At 33.8% G+C, this 17,071-nt stretch carries 18 protein-coding genes; 10 read left to right on the forward strand and 8 right to left on the reverse strand.

Annotated features, from left to right (window positions below; all coding sequences use genetic code 11):
• The first annotated feature begins 1 nt into the window (after position 1).
• Positions 2–577 carry an MXAN_6521/LA_1396 family lipoprotein gene (locus tag HS129_02370; GenBank protein MBE7410898.1) on the forward strand — a complete coding sequence of 192 codons (576 nt, stop codon included), beginning with the start codon at positions 2–4 and terminating at the stop codon, positions 575–577.
• Here the strand turns inward: HS129_02370 and HS129_02375 are convergent.
• Positions 574–2,451 carry an ABC transporter ATP-binding protein gene (locus HS129_02375; GenBank protein MBE7410899.1) on the reverse strand — a complete coding sequence of 626 codons (1,878 nt, stop codon included), beginning with the start codon at positions 2,449–2,451 and terminating at the stop codon, positions 574–576. The genes HS129_02370 and HS129_02375 overlap by 4 nt on opposite strands.
• 11 nt (positions 2,452–2,462) lie before the next feature.
• On the opposite strand from HS129_02375, the gene HS129_02380 reads away from it, so the two are divergent.
• Entirely contained in the window at positions 2,463–3,929 is a 1,467-nt protein-coding gene (locus HS129_02380) for an ABC transporter substrate-binding protein (GenBank protein ID MBE7410900.1), read from the forward strand.
• Here the strand turns inward: HS129_02380 and HS129_02385 are convergent.
• The 5 genes from HS129_02385 to HS129_02405 form a co-directional block, all read right to left on the reverse strand.
• Positions 3,904–6,204, reverse strand: coding sequence for a transglycosylase domain-containing protein (locus tag HS129_02385; GenBank protein ID MBE7410901.1), 2,301 nt, complete (start codon positions 6,202–6,204; stop codon positions 3,904–3,906). The genes HS129_02380 and HS129_02385 overlap by 26 nt on opposite strands.
• 14 nt (positions 6,205–6,218) lie before the next feature.
• The gene (locus HS129_02390) at positions 6,219–6,539 is read right to left on the reverse strand and encodes an ATP-dependent Clp protease adaptor ClpS (protein MBE7410902.1); all 321 of its coding nucleotides are present in this window, start codon (positions 6,537–6,539) and stop codon (positions 6,219–6,221) included.
• Positions 6,540–6,612: 73 nt separating this feature from the next.
• Positions 6,613–7,587: a transketolase family protein gene (locus HS129_02395; protein ID MBE7410903.1), complete on the reverse strand. Its 975-nt coding sequence runs from the start codon at positions 7,585–7,587 to the stop codon at positions 6,613–6,615.
• A 1-nt stretch (position 7,588) separates the two neighbouring features.
• Complete coding sequence (locus HS129_02400; protein ID MBE7410904.1) at positions 7,589–8,749, reverse strand: methionine adenosyltransferase; 1,161 nt, start codon at positions 8,747–8,749, stop codon at positions 7,589–7,591.
• Between the two features lie 143 nt (positions 8,750–8,892).
• Positions 8,893–9,189, reverse strand: coding sequence for a GTP cyclohydrolase (locus HS129_02405; GenBank protein ID MBE7410905.1), 297 nt, complete (start codon positions 9,187–9,189; stop codon positions 8,893–8,895).
• 85 nt (positions 9,190–9,274) lie between these two features.
• On the opposite strand from HS129_02405, the gene HS129_02410 reads away from it, so the two are divergent.
• Genes HS129_02410 through HS129_02420 form a run of 3 tightly spaced genes read left to right on the forward strand, consistent with a single transcriptional unit; the run spans position 9,275 to position 10,385 of the window.
• A complete protein-coding gene (locus HS129_02410) occupies positions 9,275–9,661 on the forward strand; it encodes a ParB N-terminal domain-containing protein (protein MBE7410906.1) in 387 nt (128 codons plus the stop codon).
• 2 nt (positions 9,662–9,663) lie between these two features.
• Positions 9,664–10,134: a cyclic nucleotide-binding domain-containing protein gene (locus HS129_02415; protein ID MBE7410907.1), complete on the forward strand. Its 471-nt coding sequence runs from the start codon at positions 9,664–9,666 to the stop codon at positions 10,132–10,134.
• Positions 10,135–10,169: 35 nt separating this feature from the next.
• Positions 10,170–10,385: a hypothetical protein gene (locus HS129_02420; protein MBE7410908.1), complete on the forward strand. Its 216-nt coding sequence runs from the start codon at positions 10,170–10,172 to the stop codon at positions 10,383–10,385.
• A 14-nt stretch (positions 10,386–10,399) separates the two neighbouring features.
• On the opposite strand, the gene HS129_02425 is transcribed toward HS129_02420, so the two are convergent.
• On the reverse strand, positions 10,400–11,560 hold the full coding sequence (locus HS129_02425; GenBank protein ID MBE7410909.1) for a hypothetical protein: 1,161 nt from the start codon (positions 11,558–11,560) through the stop codon (positions 10,400–10,402).
• A gap of 139 nt (positions 11,561–11,699) precedes the next feature.
• Between HS129_02425 and HS129_02430 the strand changes: the two genes are divergently transcribed.
• The 4 genes from HS129_02430 to HS129_02445 are packed head-to-tail and all read left to right on the forward strand — an operon-like array spanning position 11,700 to position 13,864.
• On the forward strand, positions 11,700–12,485 hold the full coding sequence (locus HS129_02430; GenBank protein ID MBE7410910.1) for a TIGR00730 family Rossman fold protein: 786 nt from the start codon (positions 11,700–11,702) through the stop codon (positions 12,483–12,485).
• A 36-nt stretch (positions 12,486–12,521) separates the two neighbouring features.
• Positions 12,522–12,830: a 50S ribosomal protein L28 gene (locus HS129_02435; GenBank protein MBE7410911.1), complete on the forward strand. Its 309-nt coding sequence runs from the start codon at positions 12,522–12,524 to the stop codon at positions 12,828–12,830.
• On the forward strand, positions 12,811–13,485 hold the full coding sequence (gene nth, locus HS129_02440; protein ID MBE7410912.1) for an endonuclease III: 675 nt from the start codon (positions 12,811–12,813) through the stop codon (positions 13,483–13,485). The genes HS129_02435 and nth overlap by 20 nt, the downstream gene beginning before the upstream one ends.
• Complete coding sequence (locus tag HS129_02445) at positions 13,475–13,864, forward strand: acyl-CoA thioesterase (protein ID MBE7410913.1); 390 nt, start codon at positions 13,475–13,477, stop codon at positions 13,862–13,864. The genes nth and HS129_02445 overlap by 11 nt, the downstream gene beginning before the upstream one ends.
• On the opposite strand, the gene HS129_02450 is transcribed toward HS129_02445, so the two are convergent.
• On the reverse strand, positions 13,861–15,579 hold the full coding sequence (locus tag HS129_02450) for an acyl-CoA dehydrogenase family protein (GenBank protein MBE7410914.1): 1,719 nt from the start codon (positions 15,577–15,579) through the stop codon (positions 13,861–13,863). The genes HS129_02445 and HS129_02450 overlap by 4 nt on opposite strands.
• A gap of 125 nt (positions 15,580–15,704) precedes the next feature.
• Between HS129_02450 and HS129_02455 the strand changes: the two genes are divergently transcribed.
• Complete coding sequence (locus HS129_02455; protein ID MBE7410915.1) at positions 15,705–17,054, forward strand: HEAT repeat domain-containing protein; 1,350 nt, start codon at positions 15,705–15,707, stop codon at positions 17,052–17,054.
• The last annotated feature ends 17 nt before the right edge of the window (positions 17,055–17,071 follow it).

Below are 17,071 nucleotides of genomic sequence, written 5' to 3' on the forward strand. Positions count from 1 at the left end.
TATGAAAAATTTCTCTATAATAATAGTATGGCTTTTTTTTATTGGGTGCTCTACCACAGAGGTTAAAAGATCCAAAAATTTAGAAAGTGATCTAAAGACTTTAAAAAGAATTGTGGTAGTTGTAGAAAACAATCGTGCAATGGCAAAAGAAGAAATAGGTTTGATATTTGAAATGACAAAAAATTATATTTCTCATCATAAAGAATTTATCGTATATGTAAAAAGAAATGAGAAATTTAGTTGCAAAGAGGATTCTAAAATTCAGGGAATTTTTACAATTCGGCTTAGAGAGTCACAAAAGTCCGATCAGATTGCTATTCTCGCAATCGGTCAGCTCGTAAATTGCAAAACTTCCGAAGAAGTGTGGAGTGGACTTGTTGAAAAAACATTTCCTATAGATGAAAAAGAAAATGCTTCTCTGGTGAAAACCTATACAGAAAAATTTGGGAATAAGATTCAGTCCAAGGTAACACCGTATTTTCTTGTAATAAAAAAATTATTAGATAATTTAGAAAACCCTGTACCTCTTTCTGAAGACGAACAAAACGAAAAAATAGAAATAGAGTCAGAGTCTTAAACTTCTGCAAAGTTTAGGTCGTAGAGTTTTTTGTATTTCCCGTTTAAGTCAATTAACTCTTGATGGTTCCCGCTTTCGATTATCCTTCCATTTTCCATGCAAAAGATTTTTTCAGCGATTTGAACTGTAGAAAGTCTGTGTGCAATTAGTATGGTTGTTCTGTTTTTGTATAGAGTTTCCAAGGCTATTTGGACGAGTCTTTCAGATTCGGTATCGAGTGCAGAGGTAGCTTCATCTAAAATTAATATTTCAGGATTTTTTAAAAAAGCTCTTGCAATAGAGATTCTTTGTCTTTGACCACCTGATAGCATGACCCCTCTTTCTCCGATGAATGTGTCAAATCCTTGATCTAAGTTTTCTATAAATTCAGTTGCAAATGCATCTTCTGCTGCTTTTCTGATTTCTTTTTCGCTGGCATTTACTCTACCACAAATAATATTTTCTCTAATCGTTCCATTAAACAAAAATACTTGTTGGGAAACTATTCCAATTTTTTCTCGAATAGAACCAAGCTCTATTTCTCTAAGATCAACTCCATCAAAGCTCAATTTTCCAGAAATAGGATCAATAAGTCGGACGATTAAATCTGTCAAGGTAGATTTCCCTGATCCGCTGGACCCCACTAATGCGATTGTCTCTCCTTTTTTTATGGTGAGATTGATCTCTGAAAGTGCATGGTTTTCGGATTCCGGATATTGATAGCTGACATTTTCTAATCGGATTTCTTTTCTAAGTCCTGTAAAAATTTTAGGTTTAGAAATATTTTGAATTTCAATCTTAGAGTCTAAAAGCTCAAAAACTCTTTCTCCAGCCGATCTTGCAGATTGAATTAAATTGAACATTACGCTCATTTGTTTCATGGGTCTCATCAGAAAAATGAGAGTGAGAAAAAACGCCATAAACATTCCTTTTGAGAAATTCTCTTCAGAAATGATATAGGCTCCAAAAGCTAAAAATATAGCCGATACGATTGACCCTGATAATTCAATCAGAGCCGGGCCTACTTGATGATAGAAATGACCTTTAAAAGTTTTATCGGAAAGCTCTCCATTGATCTTTAAAAATCTTCCGGCTTCTCCCTTTTCCATGGAAAAAGCTCGAATTACTCGAATCCCGGCGATCACTTCTTGAAGATGACCATATAGTGCCGAGAGTCTTTCTTGTTGATTTTTTGTGGCTCTTCGGATTTTGTCAGAAAAAGCAGTAATCGGTCCCATGATCAGTGGTATTACAATAAATACGATTAGAAACATTTTCCAGCTAAGAAAAAATAAAATAAGTAGGTGCGTTATTATATAGAAGAAATCGTTGATAGCATCTTTTAAATCTGTGCTTATTACTTTTCCAAGTACATCTACGTCATTGATGATTCTACTCATTAAGATTCCTGTTTTTTCTCTGATGAATAAATTCATTGGTAAGGCAAATATTTTTTCATACAACTCTGCTCGCAAGTCTCTAATAGCCAGAAAACCTGTGGATGTAATAAAATATACTGTTCCAGATAAACAGATCAATTTTAAAATATAAATCGGAAATACTAAGGAGCAGAAAAAAAACACGATTTCATCCGGGGTCATTTTTTCAAACTTTTTATTCATCGTTTCTTTCAAATCTGCAATCTCAAATTCTAAGCGATCTATTCTCGATAATTTTTCTTTATGCTCTGATTTTTGAAGTAAGAGTTTGTCTCTTTTGGTAAGTGCGATTTGAAATTTTGTGTTTTCACCGGCTCCTAGGGAATCAAAAATGGGAATTAAGCTGGTCAAAGAAGCTCCATTGAATACGGAGACCAAAAACGATAAAAGGATTCCAAAAATTAGTCTTGTTTTATACTTGTAAGCGTATTGAAAAATTCTACCAAAAATTTTCACGGTTTTTTCCCATGAATACCTTGTATCTTTTTTCTATCCTATTTGCACTCATTTTTTGTAACCCTGAAAAACAATCCAATAACGCAAATTGTGTTATGATGGGAATTCCTTCCGATCCCTATTCGATAGATCCATTATTTTCTACTGATCTTTCTTCTAAAAAGCTAAATCAATTTCTATTTGAAAGACTATTTGAAAACAAAAAAGGAATTTTTTTGAAATCAAGACTTATAAAAAAACATACTTGGAAAAAAAAGAATGGGGCTTGGAGCTTGAATTTTGAATTAAATGAAATAAAGTTTTCCACAGGAGAAATTTTAACTTCCAAAGATGTAATTTTTTCTCTAAATAGATTGAGGACAGAAAATAGCCCTCGAAGATCGGATTATACTTTTATTTTAAAATTCTACAAAGATTCTGATAAGAAATTTTCTATTTTGGTAGATAAAAAAAATCGAAAAATATTTGAGCTTCTTTCTAATTCTTTCTCTTCAATTTATCAGGCTTCGAGCTATGGTAAAGAACAAATTTTTATTTCAACAGGCCCTTACAGTTTAAAAAACTGGAATCGAAACGACGAAATACAGCTAACTAGAAATGTGTTTGATTTGAAAAAAAATCTTCCGCAAAGTATTGTATTGAAAGTAATCCCTCAATCTTCTACAGGGATTTTTTTATTTAAAAAAAACATTTTGGATACCTTGAAAATTCCGTATTTCTTGGTCGGTGAATTTCAGAGATCGGGAGCTAGTATCGTTAAAAACAAAGGAAGTTCTATTCAATACATTGCTATAAATAATTCTAATTTTTGCTTTGATAAAAACTTTAGAAAAGCGCTGAACTACTCTATTGATAAAAGTTTGATCGTTACAAAATTATTAGAGAACCACGCTGATTTGGTGTATGCCTCACTTCCACCAAAATATTATTCAGGTCTGTATCGTGAATCTAAAAAACTATCTTATGAATACAATCTTCAACAAGCAATTACTCTTTTAAAAAAATCAAAATGCTACCCTGAGGTGACTAAAAGATATTTTGAATTCAGGATGAGAGGAGACGATGAGAATAGAGCCATAGGTCTTTCGATTCAAAAGAATCTAAACGATTTAGGAATTCATACAAAAATTTTGCCAATGGAAAAAATTCAGTTGTACAAGGAAAATGGAGAAGGTAAAGGGGACTTAACTTTACTTTCTTGGTTTTTAGACTCTGATTCTATTTTAAATTATTTAGATCCTCTTTTTTCTTCATTGAATTTTGGAAATTCGGGAAATCGAGGATTTTATAATAATCAAAAAATTCAGACTACTATTCTTAAAGCAAGAGACGGAAAAAGTTTAAGCCAAAAAGAGCTAAGAGATTCGTTTGATACCATTGAAGAAGATGCACCTTGGATTTTTTTATGGTCGATGGATGAAAATTATATTTTGTCTGAAAAAGCAAAAAATTTTACTCTTCTAAAGGAATTTCTGTAGTTATGTCTTCTTCTAAATTTTCTTCATTTTCTAAACTGTCTATTTTACTATCTAAAATTTTTTCTTGATTGGGGTTATAAAATTCTATTTTTGGTTCTGTCCCAGAATAATAGAATTGCTCTTTTAAAACTTTTTTGCAAGGCACATTAGGTGAGTCGATTTTTTCGTTGTCTGCACAGATATCTACTCTTACAAAATTTCCTTCAAACAGAGGGATTAGCTCCTTATTGGAAGTATTTTTTTTAATTAATCTCAAGACTGACTGTAACCAAACAGTTCCACTAAGAGAGTGTTTAAAAGAAGGAACGGGTGCGCCAAAATCATTCCCAATCCACACAATAGACACATCCCAAGGGGTAATACCTGCAAACCATGAGTCTCTTACTCCTCCAATCCCTCCCCATCTTTTTTTGATTTCTGGAGGAATTTGCACAGTGCCTGTTTTCCCTGCAACTGGAAATGTGAGTTGTTTCCCCACGTTCATAGTTCCTCCATCAGTCACTACAGCCTCCATAAGATTTATGGTAATTGCGCAGGCGATAGGATCCAATACTTGTTCAAAAGTTTCCGAGATTTTCGGACGATATAAATTATTGCTATCCTTGTCTAAGATTTTTATGATTTTTTTTGGAGTAATTTTTTTTCCACCGTTAGCGATTGTAGAATATATGATTGCAAGCTCCATAGAAGTTAGCTCACCTGAGCCGAGTGCCAGGGTTAGGTTTGGAGAAAACCTTTCCCTAATTTCACTTTCGGGCTTAGAAAGAATTTGAGACAGTTTTTTTAAAAAATTATCAACCCCGATTTTTTGAAGCAAAATTACGCTAATCGTATTTACAGATTGGGCAAATGCTTTTCTAACAATTATTTTTCCTTGATAACCCTTGTACCAGTTTTTTGGTGAATACCCGCTTATATTAATTTTTTCGTCTATTAGAATTGTAGAAGGAGTGATTATTTTTTTTTCGATTGCTATCGCATAAATTAATCCTTTGATTGCAGACCCCGGCTGACGCAGAATTTCTTCGATCTTCCCCATTCCGATTTGTCCGGTTCGAATATTTTTCTCAATATATGTTTCTATTTCACCATTTTGAGGATTCATGGAAACCATTGTTCCGCTTAAACCATTCAGAATATTTGGATCAATTTTTCTTTTTTGTATTTTGCTTTGAAGATTTTTTTGAATCTCTTCTAAGGATTTTCTCATATATTTTTCACTTATTTTTTGCTTTTCATAATCTAAGGTAGTGAACACGCTGAGTCCAAGTGTTGCGATTTCTTCACTTTGAAATGTATCAGAAAGTTGATTTTGAATTGAGTCATTGAAATCGGGGGTTTGATTTATTTTGTACTCTTTACTTTTAAAAAACTTTCCTATATCGCTTACCCAATATTTTTTATTTGGGGATTGAATTTGTTTTATATTGTACGTGGCTCTAAATTCGCTCACCTCTTTATTAACATTCATTGGCTTTGTATCGCAAATCTCTCTTTTGCATAGTTGAATATTCTCTACCATTTTTTTTAGTACCGTTTCTTGTTTGTGTAGAGAGATTTGTAAATTTTTTATCGGGTTGTAAATAGAAGGGGCAGGGACAATTCCTACTAGTAAGGCAGCTTCCGCAAAACTTAATTCATTTGCACGCTTATGAAAATACCTCAGACTAGCTTCTTCAAACCCTATACAACCCTCTCCTAAAAATATATTATTCAAATACATAGAGAGTATTGCTTCTTTATGAAAATGCAATTCTATATAAATTGCAAAAAAAGTGACAGCAATTTTATTGACTAAGTTTTTTTCGCGTAGATTTAAAATTATCTTTGCTAATTGTTGAGTGATCGTGCTGCCACCTTGAGAAATTTGTAAACTAAATACATTGTACATTGATGCTCTAACAATAGCCAAGAGATCAAACCCTGAGTGTTCAAAAAATCTTTTGTCTTCGGCTGATAGAATCGCTCGAATAAGGATTTTGTAATTGTGAATATTTTTGGGAGAAATAAATGTAAAATTTTTTGGTAAGAACTCTCCTATTAGAATTCCTTCTCTGTCATAGATTTTAACCGGTTCTAATTTTGTAGATATTGTAGAGCTTTGGATTTTGAGGTTTAGTTTGTTTAAGTTTGCTCTGGAGACTGACTCATTTTCTTTCCATACAAAATATCCCTTTCCGAATACATATAGGATAGGGAGTGAAATTATGAAAAACCCAATCGCTAAAGAAAGAAATATTTTTTTGAATTTATAACTTACATTCTTTCTTTTCACTAAAGAGCCGGATTTTAATTTTCTAATGTAGCTGTCATTGAGCCTTTTGAATTTGACATTCTTGGATCCGGCCCATAAGACAGAATTTTGTCTTGAATATGCTCTGCATGCTCTAACTCTCCAAAGAATATAATCGTTTTCTTTTCGGTGTCCACTTCAACTGCATGCCCGTACGCTTTTTCGGTGCTCATAGAGCAAACTTCAACCAGCATTTCAATGACGTAATCGTATGTATGTGAGTCATCGTCCCAAAGCACAACCTTCCAAGGTCCTCCAGAATTTGGTTTTTTTATTTCAGTTACATTTTCTATTTCTGGAAGAGTTGTTACAGGCAAGAGATACCTCCTATAGAAATTCGATTACTTCTTTTTTTTATATAAAAGAATTCTTTTAATACAATTTCTAAGTTTATTTTTTTAATTTTTTAAATTGCATAATCTTTTGTGCTTCTTTGGCAATATTTTTTGCTCTTAGACCAAAATAGTCCATTAGTTCTTGCCAAGTGCCTGATTTTCCAAATTCATCTTTCATTCCAACTTTAAAAACAGGCACAGGGTAAGTTTCAGATAAAAATTCACTTACTGCAGATCCAAGTCCACCTATTGTATTATGCTCTTCGCAAGTGATGACTGCCTTACAAAGTTTAGCGTATTTTAAAATTGTCTTTTTATCAAGAGGTTTGATACTTGCAGAATTGATAACCGTTGTTTTTATTTTATTTTTTTCTAAGATTTCAGATGCAATCAAGGCTTCGTTTACCATTATACCGCATGCGATAATACAAACATCTTTTCCTTCTCTTAAAACTTCTGCTTTTCCGATCTTAAATTTATATTTAGGATTTCTTTCAATAATTGGGATGGCTGGTCGTCCCACTCTTACATACACAGGCCCCTTGAATTCGGCGATCTCGTGAATGACTTGCTTTGTTTCAGTGTAGTCGGACGGACACAGTACGGTCATTTCCGGTATCACTCTCATGATTCCAAAATCTTCAATGCACTGGTGAGAAGCTCCATCTTCACCCACTGTAATTCCACCGTGAGAAGCTACTAACTTTACGTTTAGTTTTGGATAGGCAACCGTATTTCTTATAATCTCCCACGCCCTTCCTGAAAGAAACATAGCAAAAGAGGAAGCGAATGGGATTAATCCACTAAGAGATAAACCGGCAGCGTGCCCGACTAAGTTTTGTTCCGCTACACCTACATTAAAAAATCTATCTGGGAATTTTTTTTTAAAAAGAATTGTTTTTGTTGATGCAGAGAGGTCTGCATCCACCACCACTACATTTTTTAATTTTTCTCCGAGTTCGACCAACGCATCACCGTAACCGTCACGGGTTGCTTTTAGGCTTGGTTTTACAGTTTCAATCGATCCCATATTACCCTTTTAGTGCATCTTTTTTATCTGTTTTTTCCCAGGTGAAAGTTTCTCCTGTTCTGCCGAAGTGACCATAAGCGGCAGTGTCCCTGTATCTTCTGCCTTTTTCGAGTAATTTTAGGGTATCGATTATTCCTTTTGGGGTGAGCTTGAAATTGGCTTTCACTCTTTTTACGATTTCTTCGTCTGAAATTGTTGCAGTTCCAAATGTATCTACAAGCACAGACACAGGCTCGGCTACCCCGATGGCATAAGCCAATTGAACTTCACACTTGGATGCAAGTCCTGCGGCTACAATATTTTTTGCTATATATCTTCCCATATACGCAGCCGATCTGTCAACTTTAGAAGGATCCTTCCCCGAAAATGCTCCTCCACCATGGCGACCATACCCCCCGTAGGTATCTACAATGATCTTTCTTCCGGTAAGTCCTGTATCCCCGTGAGGACCGCCCACTATAAAAATTCCTGTAGGGTTGATAAAAAACTTTGTATTAGTCAGAAGATTTACAGGGATTACTTTTTTAATACATTCTTCGATTACGGATTCTGTGATTGTACTGTGAGAAATATCCGGTGTGTGTTGGGTAGAAATCACAACAGTTTCTATCCTTGTAGGTATGTTGTTTTCATAAACTACAGTTACTTGAGATTTGGCATCAGGGCGTAAAAATTTGAGTTGCCCTGAATGACGAATGTCAGATAGCTTTTTCATAAGCTCGTGAGAATAATAAATCGGTGCCGGCATTAGCTCAGGAGTTTCATTTATGGCAAAGCCAAACATAAGACCTTGGTCTCCTGCCCCTTGCTCTTTAAAAAGCCCCTCTCCTTCGGTTACACCTTGAGAAATATCAGGGCTTTGCCTGTGTAAGTGAGACTGGACTACTGCGTATTCAGAGTCAAATCCTATAGTAATGTCTGTGTATCCAATATCGCGTATTACATCTCTTGCGATCTCTTGAGCATCTACTTTTGTATTGCTGGTAACTTCTCCTGCAATAACACATAGATTTGTAGTTACGAGAGTTTCACAAGCTACCCTCGATTTAGAATCACCTTCTAAATAAGCGTCTAAAATAGCATCAGAGATTTGATCGCATACTTTGTCTGGATGACCTTCTGAGACTGATTCTGAAGTAAATATAAAATTTTTTAAAGACATTGAACAATCCTTTTTAAAGTTCTTTTCTATATAATTCCAATTCTATCAATATTGAAAAAAGAAATATATCTTAAAACCAGTAGTATATAATAGCCTATATTTGCAAATCGGAAATTTCAGCTACTTTGATGAATATCTGGCTTTTATTTTGTAAACCAGTCTCTTACTTCTTTTTGAAATTTCACCGGGATAAATTCCTCGTAACTGTAATTTGCACATTTTGCTATAAAAAAAGGGTCTTTCTGGCAAAAATCCATTAGTTCTTCGAGTGATTCTGCTCTGGCAATAAAAAGACCGCCATTTCTTGGGTTTTTAGGACCTGAGGATAATAGAATGCCCTTTTCATAGCCGGAGTCTAAAAACTCTCTATGAGCGATTAAATACTTGTCAACTGTTTCTATGGGGACAATATAATTTAAGTGGACTAAAAAATGTTTCATGTTTTTATCGAAAATAATAGAATAGGTTTTCGCAATATAAATTTTTCTTTCTTCTTGAGTGAGGGTTTAAAAATATTGAATTAGAATGAAAATACGTGTATCAGATATAAAAGTTAAAAATAGAATCCGATTGGATCGAGGTGATATTTCTGCGTTGAAAGAGTCTATCCACCGTATAGGCTTACTCCACCCGATTATCATAGATTTAGATAATAAATTAATTGCTGGTGAGAGAAGGCTTGAAGCAGTCAGAGAGCTTGGCTGGGAGCATGTTGAAGTCAAAGTTGTTGATATAAAAAACAAAAAGGACAGAATTTTGATTGAGGCAGATGAAAATACTTCCAGATTGGACTTTACAAACGAAGAATTGCAAAGAAGCAAAGAATTGATTGAAAGATACTCCAAGACGAATATATTTTGGATCATTTGGGCTTGGATTTTGGATTTGATTGATAGGATTAGGGGGAAATAAACATGGATAGTAATGAGGATATTTTAAAAAATATCTATTTATTTGCTAAATTTTCAGAAGATGAAATTGAAGCAATAGCATCAAAAGTTCAACATATTGTGTTGAATCAAAGAGAAGTTCTATTCAGTTCTGGAAACACGGCTTCTTCTTTTTATGTAGTGCGTTATGGTACTTTGAAAATCGTAACAAATACAAAAGACGGAGACGATGTGAATTTGACAACAATTAGTGCCGGCGATCATTTTGGAGAATTGCCATTTTTAGATGGAGAAAAAAGATCTGCATCGGTTGAGGCAGTCGAAAAAACTGAGTTATTGGAAATTACCTATAGTGATTTGCAATCTGTTTTGTCTTCGAGTATAGAAATGGAGAAGAAGTTTTATAAAGCTATCAGCTCGTACCTTGTAAAAAGAATGAGGTTACTCACTACCGATTTAACCTACGCAAGAGAGTTAAAGAAGAGATACACATAATATAAAATTTAGAAGAATAAATAATAGGAAAACTTATGCTTGATTCAATTAAAAAATTTACTGTCCCGCATTTTTTTGGACTTTGTTTTATCGTAACCGGATGGTTTGTGAGTATTGTAAATATTGGATTAGACAGATTCACTGCAAACAGTATTTTTACGCAATGGACTGTAGGTGGATTGGTTCTAATAATAGTAGGTGCTTATTTACCAGAGATATGGATTGGGATTAGAAATAAAGTAGCTAAATAAAAAACTATTAGAGCTTATACTTTTTCTTTTTTTAATCCAGAAGAGATGTAATGCCCCAAGAACGGATTTTCAGAATTTGAAAATGCAAAGGGTACAACTCTATCTGACTTTGATATTCCGAATTCCAAAAAATGATCTCCGGGAGAATTTTCAATAATAGGAATATAGGAGTAGAAATTGTCTCCTATAAATAAAGATATACTTTTTTTAGTAGGTTGAAAATTAACAGAAACCCCGGTTATTTCTATTGGAGAAAAATCCCATTCTGCCTCCTTTTTTAAAAGTGCTTGGTTTGGATAAATCGAGCCGATTTTTATTGTCTCAGTCTCTAACCCGACAACTTTCTCGTCCGAATAGGGAAAAGATTCCACGTATAGGTCTATTTTTTTTGGCAGGCTCTTGGAGAAAATTTCTCTGAGTATTTTGCCGTTAGAGAATTCGATTTGAGTCGCCTGAATTTGATACAGCACACATTGCACAAGTATATGTTTCCCGAAAAATTTTGGGGTAAACTTTTTCGGTATGTATTTTTTTAATAATTTCAGTTCATAGAAAAACGGCAGAATATAGATATTTTGAATAGAATTTTCTACTGAATGTATTGTAGGAGCAGTTAATCTAAACAGATGAATTTTTTTGGGGGTAGGACGTATGTTGAAAATTAGGTGGTCTATAGTTTGTATTCTTAGCTCTATAAATTCTTGTATCTTTTTTGTAAAAGGTTTATGCACAATTCTTATGAGAAATTCTAATAAAAAATTTGTCGGAGTAAATTGGAAAATTTCGTGGAATCCAGACTTTCCGTTTGGCATTGGAAATATTTTTCTTTTCAGTTTCCACTCTCCCAATAAAAACTTTTCTTGGATATACGCATCACCTGTGTTAGGCTCGAAAATTAATTTAGTTTTGGATTTTGAAATTTGAAAATCTTTAGTAGAGTGAAAATAGGGAGAGTCAAAAAAAGATTTTTCTAAATTTTCATTTTCAAAAAATCGAGAAAGCTCTGCTAAGGTAAGATTTGTATCTTTTGCTGTAGAAATAAATTCGTACGATTTGATAGTATGTAAAATTTTCCACTTTTTTTGAATAGAATTCGTCCACTTTGTAAAATAATTCTTTGATTTTTGAATTAAATCAAAATAGAGAAAATAGAAATTTTCTAACTTGTTTTTCATAACAAAAAAGTAAAACAATTTTATGAGTATTACCCATTATGCAAATATGAAAACGAAAATCTATAAAAAAAAACCTATTTTTTATTTTGATGTCAATTTTAGCTTTTTACTTTTTGACTGAGTTTTCTATTTTGACAATATGTCACGAAAAGCCTACGAAAATCAAAGATTTATTCACTCCCAAGAAGCAAGAACGATTAGAATATTATCGGAGTACTATTACCCCAACTCATCGTTTCATGAACAAAATGTTATAGACACGATCGTATTTTTTGGATCGGCACGGATTCGCGAAAGAGCCGTAGTAGAAAAAGAATTGGAAAGACTGACTCAAAATGGTGCAGACGAGAAAACTATCTCCAGAACTAAAAATAAGTTAAATCTGTGCAGGTATTATGATGAAGCAAGAGCCTTATCCAAGATGATTACTGAGTGGGGGCAAGAAATTTCTCAAACTGAAAAAAGGCTTTTGGTGTGCACTGGAGGTGGACCCGGAATTATGGAAGCCGGAAATAAAGGTGCATTAGATGCCGGTGGGGTTAGTGTAGCACTCAATATCTCACTACCTTACGAGCAAGTCCCAAACCCATTCGTTACGGATAGTCTGTGTTTTGAGTTTCACTATTTTTTTATGAGAAAGTTCTGGTTTTTAAACTTATCTAAGGCTCTAATTATTTTTCCGGGTGGATTTGGCACCTTGGATGAATTGTTTGAGCCGTTAACTCTGATGCAGACTAAAAAAGCGACTGAGATTCAACCCGTGATCATGTATGGAACTGAATTTTGGAAAAAAGTTCTTCACTTTGAGGTTTTAGTTGAAAATTCACTTATCCACGAAGAAGACTTGAAATTACTTCACTTTGTAGATTCTCCTGAAGAGGCAATGCAAGTTTTAAAGAAAGAAATCACAATTGAATTGACTTAAAATGCTAATTTTTTAGATTGGATATGGGAGTAAAATATGGCAAGAAAATGTGTAGTTACCGGTAGAGGAACAATGTTTGGGAATGCAGTTTCACATTCTCATTTAAAAACTCGTAGAATTTGGAAGGTAAATATCGTTAAAAAAAGCATTTTTCTTGAAGATGAAAATAGATGGGTTACAGTAAGACTATCTACCAGAGCTCTCCGAACTCTAAGAAACAAAGGTTTAAAGTCTGCAATCAAAGACAATGGTGGATCTTTAAAAGTTCTTGCGCCTAAAAAATACGTCGGCATTCAAAAAAAAACCGTTCAAAATAAATCTGTAAATAAAAAAAATACTAAGTAAACCTGTATTCAAAGCTCCCGATTCAACAATAATTTTTAAAATTTTACAGGAATATTACGGGGAGCTTTCTTGTCCTCTAAATTACAAAAAACCTTACGAATTAGTAATTGCTGTAATTTTAAGTGCTCAGTGTACAGACAACCGAGTCAATACAGTCACTCCTGAATTATTCAAAAAATTTCCAGAATTAGAAGACTATGCAAATGCAGACTTATCAGAAATTGAAAAGTATATTTATTCAACCGGTTTCTATAAAAATAAATCTAAATCGATCCAAGGATTTGCCAAAAAAATTCTGCAAGACTATAATGGGAAAATTCCATCTACCATAAAAGAGCTTACGGGGCTTCCCGGGATTGGAAGAAAAACCGCCAATGTAGTATTGAATGAAATCTTTGAAATTTCTGAAGGGATCGTTGTTGACACCCACGTCAAAAGGGTTTCAAAAAGATTGGGATTTACGAATTTTACCGATCCTGTAAAAATTGAGAAGGAGCTTATGAACTCTATTCCTAAAGAGTTCTGGAAAAATCTTTCTCTTTATTTTGTTTTTTTGGGAAGGGAGTTTTGTAAAGCAAACAAGAAACTTTGTGAAAATTGTCCTTTAAACAAAATATGTCCATCCAGTGAATTGGGAGAAAAAAATGAATATTGAAAATATGGATTTAGTCACGCAGCACATTATCATGTCAAAGGACTTGAATGCTCACGGAAATTTATTTGGCGGGGTCATGCTTTCTTGGATAGATGAAGCTTGTGCACTTTATGTTATGGAAAAAATTTCTTACACAAACATTGTTACAGTCAATATGGATGATATTTTCTTTAAAAATCCCGGTAGAAATGGAGACATTATTCAGATCTATGCTTCTATTGAGAAAAAGGGTAGTTCCTCCCTTACAGTAAGAACTACCGCTATCGCTTTCAACAGTGTAAGTAAGGAAAAAAAAGAAATTATCACTTGTAAAGTCGTGTTTGTATGCTTGGACGAAAACCGAAAACCATTTCCATTTTTTCAGAAAAATAAAAATTAATAGTACACAATTTTTTCCATTTTTATTTTATCTGAAAATATTCCGTTTGGGTTAGTTTGGTTGAGTCTCCCTCTTTGAATGATTTCAGCGTATCCGTTTGCGATATAAGTATGGATTTCTTTTGTTTCTTTATTTTCGCATTCCCTTACTTGTCGAATAATTTCAGAGATGGAAAATAAAGAGTAAATCAAATCACAGATTGGCAAGCGATTCATTTCGATCCAGTCCTTAGAGTTTTTTAACGCTTCTTCTAATTCTAATTTTTTCTCATTAAAAACTATTAAAGGATTTTTTAAGTCTTCTTCTTTTTCTAAACCGGACATATTGGAATTCAATTCTTTCCAAAATGATTCTTTTACCTTAGGTCTTTGAAAGGCATGGAGTGCATGGTCGGTGATGATGTGATGAGTTCCTTCCCATGTTTCGTTGATGATGGAGTCATTCAACAATCTTGGGAGGGGAGAAAAATCTCCAAGTATTCCATTTCCTCCGTGAAGAATGATTGCTTCGTGTAATAACCAAGTAGAATGTGTAGTGGATATGTATTTTAAAAGGGGAGTGAGCAACAATTCTATATTTTCAGAATTTTCTATGTACGAATAGTTTCTAAAAACAGAGTAGGTAAGTATTGTGTGTAAAATTTTCATTTCAGTCAAAGAGCGTAAGACAGATCCAAACTGAATTATTTTTTTTCCGTAAGCCTCTCTCATTTTCGTATATTCAAATGCTTCCATAAATCCTCTACGACTAAAACCGAGAGAAGCAATAGAAACATGAATTCTGGAAACTTTAATTACAAACTTGATTAGGTTGGCAATTCCGTGAGAGGTTCTTCCTAATTCTTCAGCTTCCACTTCATCGTAAACTATTTCTACGGTTATTTTACCCTTAGAGCCTATAATGTCTTTTTTTCTTAAAATATGGTGGTTGTTTAATTCACCGTTGTCTTTTAGTCTCGAAACTAAAAATAATCCGATTGTATTGGTATTTTCTATTTTTGCACTCGTAACCCATAAATCTCCCGGATTAGAGCAAAACCATTTTTCTCCGGTTAAAGCCCACTTCCCGTTTTCTTTCTTTCTGGCAATAGTTCTGCCTGCCGAGACGTTACTTCCACCAACTCTCTCTGTTACATACTGGCCCGCCATGAAGTGGGAGTTACTTCCATACCCCGCAACTATAGGAAGGTATTTTTTCTTTTGCTCTTCTGTACCTAAGGATTTTAATGCTTGAATCATCCCATCGGTCATTGCAGTGGGACAGGTTACCCCGGCTTCACCACACATATTGGTCAAATAGGCAAGCGACATTTTGTGGAGAAAAGTAAAAGGGTGCTTCCAATTGGGATGAAAATCTAAATTGATAATTCCATATTCATAGATTCGTTTTCGAACTTCAAGTTGTTCGGGAGAGTATCTAACTTCATCAATTCGATTTCCGGTATTGTCGTATTTTATGATTTCACCGTACTTCCCTTCTTTGTGACAAGCATCTACGAGTGGGTCTATGGTCTCACCGATTAGCTTGCCGTAATTGGAAAGATGATTTTCGACTGCTTGCTGAAAGTCTATTTTTGAATTTGAAAAACTATTCATGATGATTCTTTTCAGAATAGTATCTTCTTTGTAAAAGTTTTTCCCCCTGTTTCCTGTGTAGCCGGTAATATCAAATGGAAGGAGCGCTGGATTGGTATTGGAGTTTTCGATGTATTTCAAGTTTGTCATAATACAAATAAAAATCTCTATTCAAATTAAATCAAACGTAAATTGATTGATGAAATTTAAAAAAAGAATTTACTGGAAAATATTTTTTTTTAATATGATGTGATAGCGAGTGGTTTATGCGTGTATTCAAAATAATTAGTTTTCTCTGTTCTACTCTTTTTTTTATTCAACCTATTTATTCTTCTAATGATGTCAAAGATGAATTTAGGGAAAAATTAATTAAAAAAGGCCAGTCACAAATCGAAGCAATTTCTTCGATCAAGGTTTTGAATAGAGAGGATTTGATTCCTTTATTGCCTGAAATATTGAGAAATTCAGATTCCAATGCAAGCGTTGTTACTGCAATTATCTTACTCTACAAATCTTATGGTGTGGATATAGATAAGTACCACCCAAAATGGACTGAAGACTTTGAGTGGATATTGGAAAATGATCGAGAAGAGTCTAACTATATCGAAATTTTTTCTTTTATAGAAAATCGTAAAGAAAGAAGATTATTGTATTCTTTGACTAACTTTTTAAAATACCCTGTTTACTCTGTAAGAGTTTCTGCATACAAAGCACTTGGGTCGTTAAATGATGATAGGGCAATTCCGTTTTTGTTTGAATTAGGGAATTCTGAAAATGGAATTTTAAAAAAATATTATTTAGAATCCCTTGTCTATTTTAAAGACGATAGAATTCTTTCATTATTGCCTAAGCTGATGAGCGATCCAAGCCCTGCTATTAGGAGCGAATGTGTTTTGGTTATTGAAAAACTCAACCTAAAAGAAAAATACTACACTGTATCGAATATGGCAAATTCTGATCTTAACTATGAAGTGAGAAAATATTCAGTAACCAGTTTAAAGAATTTGTATAATAAAAACAAAACATATATATTTCAGAAAACAATTTTTGATGAGAACTCGGAAGTGAGAAATGCTACTGTTGAGGCAATTTATATGATTCGAGATCCTTATTATTCTCGGTTTATTTCTCAAGCTATGGAGAAAGAGCAGATCACAAAATTAAAATTATCCATGATCGAAACTTTGATAGCACTTGGAAATCACGGAGGAGGTGGAGGGCTTATCACTACACTAAAAGACGATAAGTCCACTGAAGTTAGGATCCGATCAGCTCAGGCAATAGCTATGTTGAATGTGAGCTCTGCTTCTCAGTCTTTGCTAACCGGCTTAAGATACGAGTCTCAAAATCCTGTTAAATTAGAAATTGTTCGTGCTCTTGGGGCACTCAAAGAAAAGAATGCAGTCTCAATTCTTTTAGATATAATTAAGGCTACCTCACCAAACGATTTGCGTAAAGAAGCAATTCTATCTTTGGAGAAAATTGACGATCCGGTTGTCATGCCTTTTTTATTCGATCAGATAGATATCGAAAACAACCTCGACATTAAAAATCTGCTAAAAACTACTCTTCGTGAAATGTTGTATAAATACCATAGCCAGAAGAATAAGAAATGATAAATTACGATTTTCTT

The sequence above is a fragment of the Leptospiraceae bacterium genome (genome assembly GCA_015075105.1).
GTDB lineage: Bacteria > Spirochaetota > Leptospiria > Leptospirales > Leptospiraceae > JABWCC01.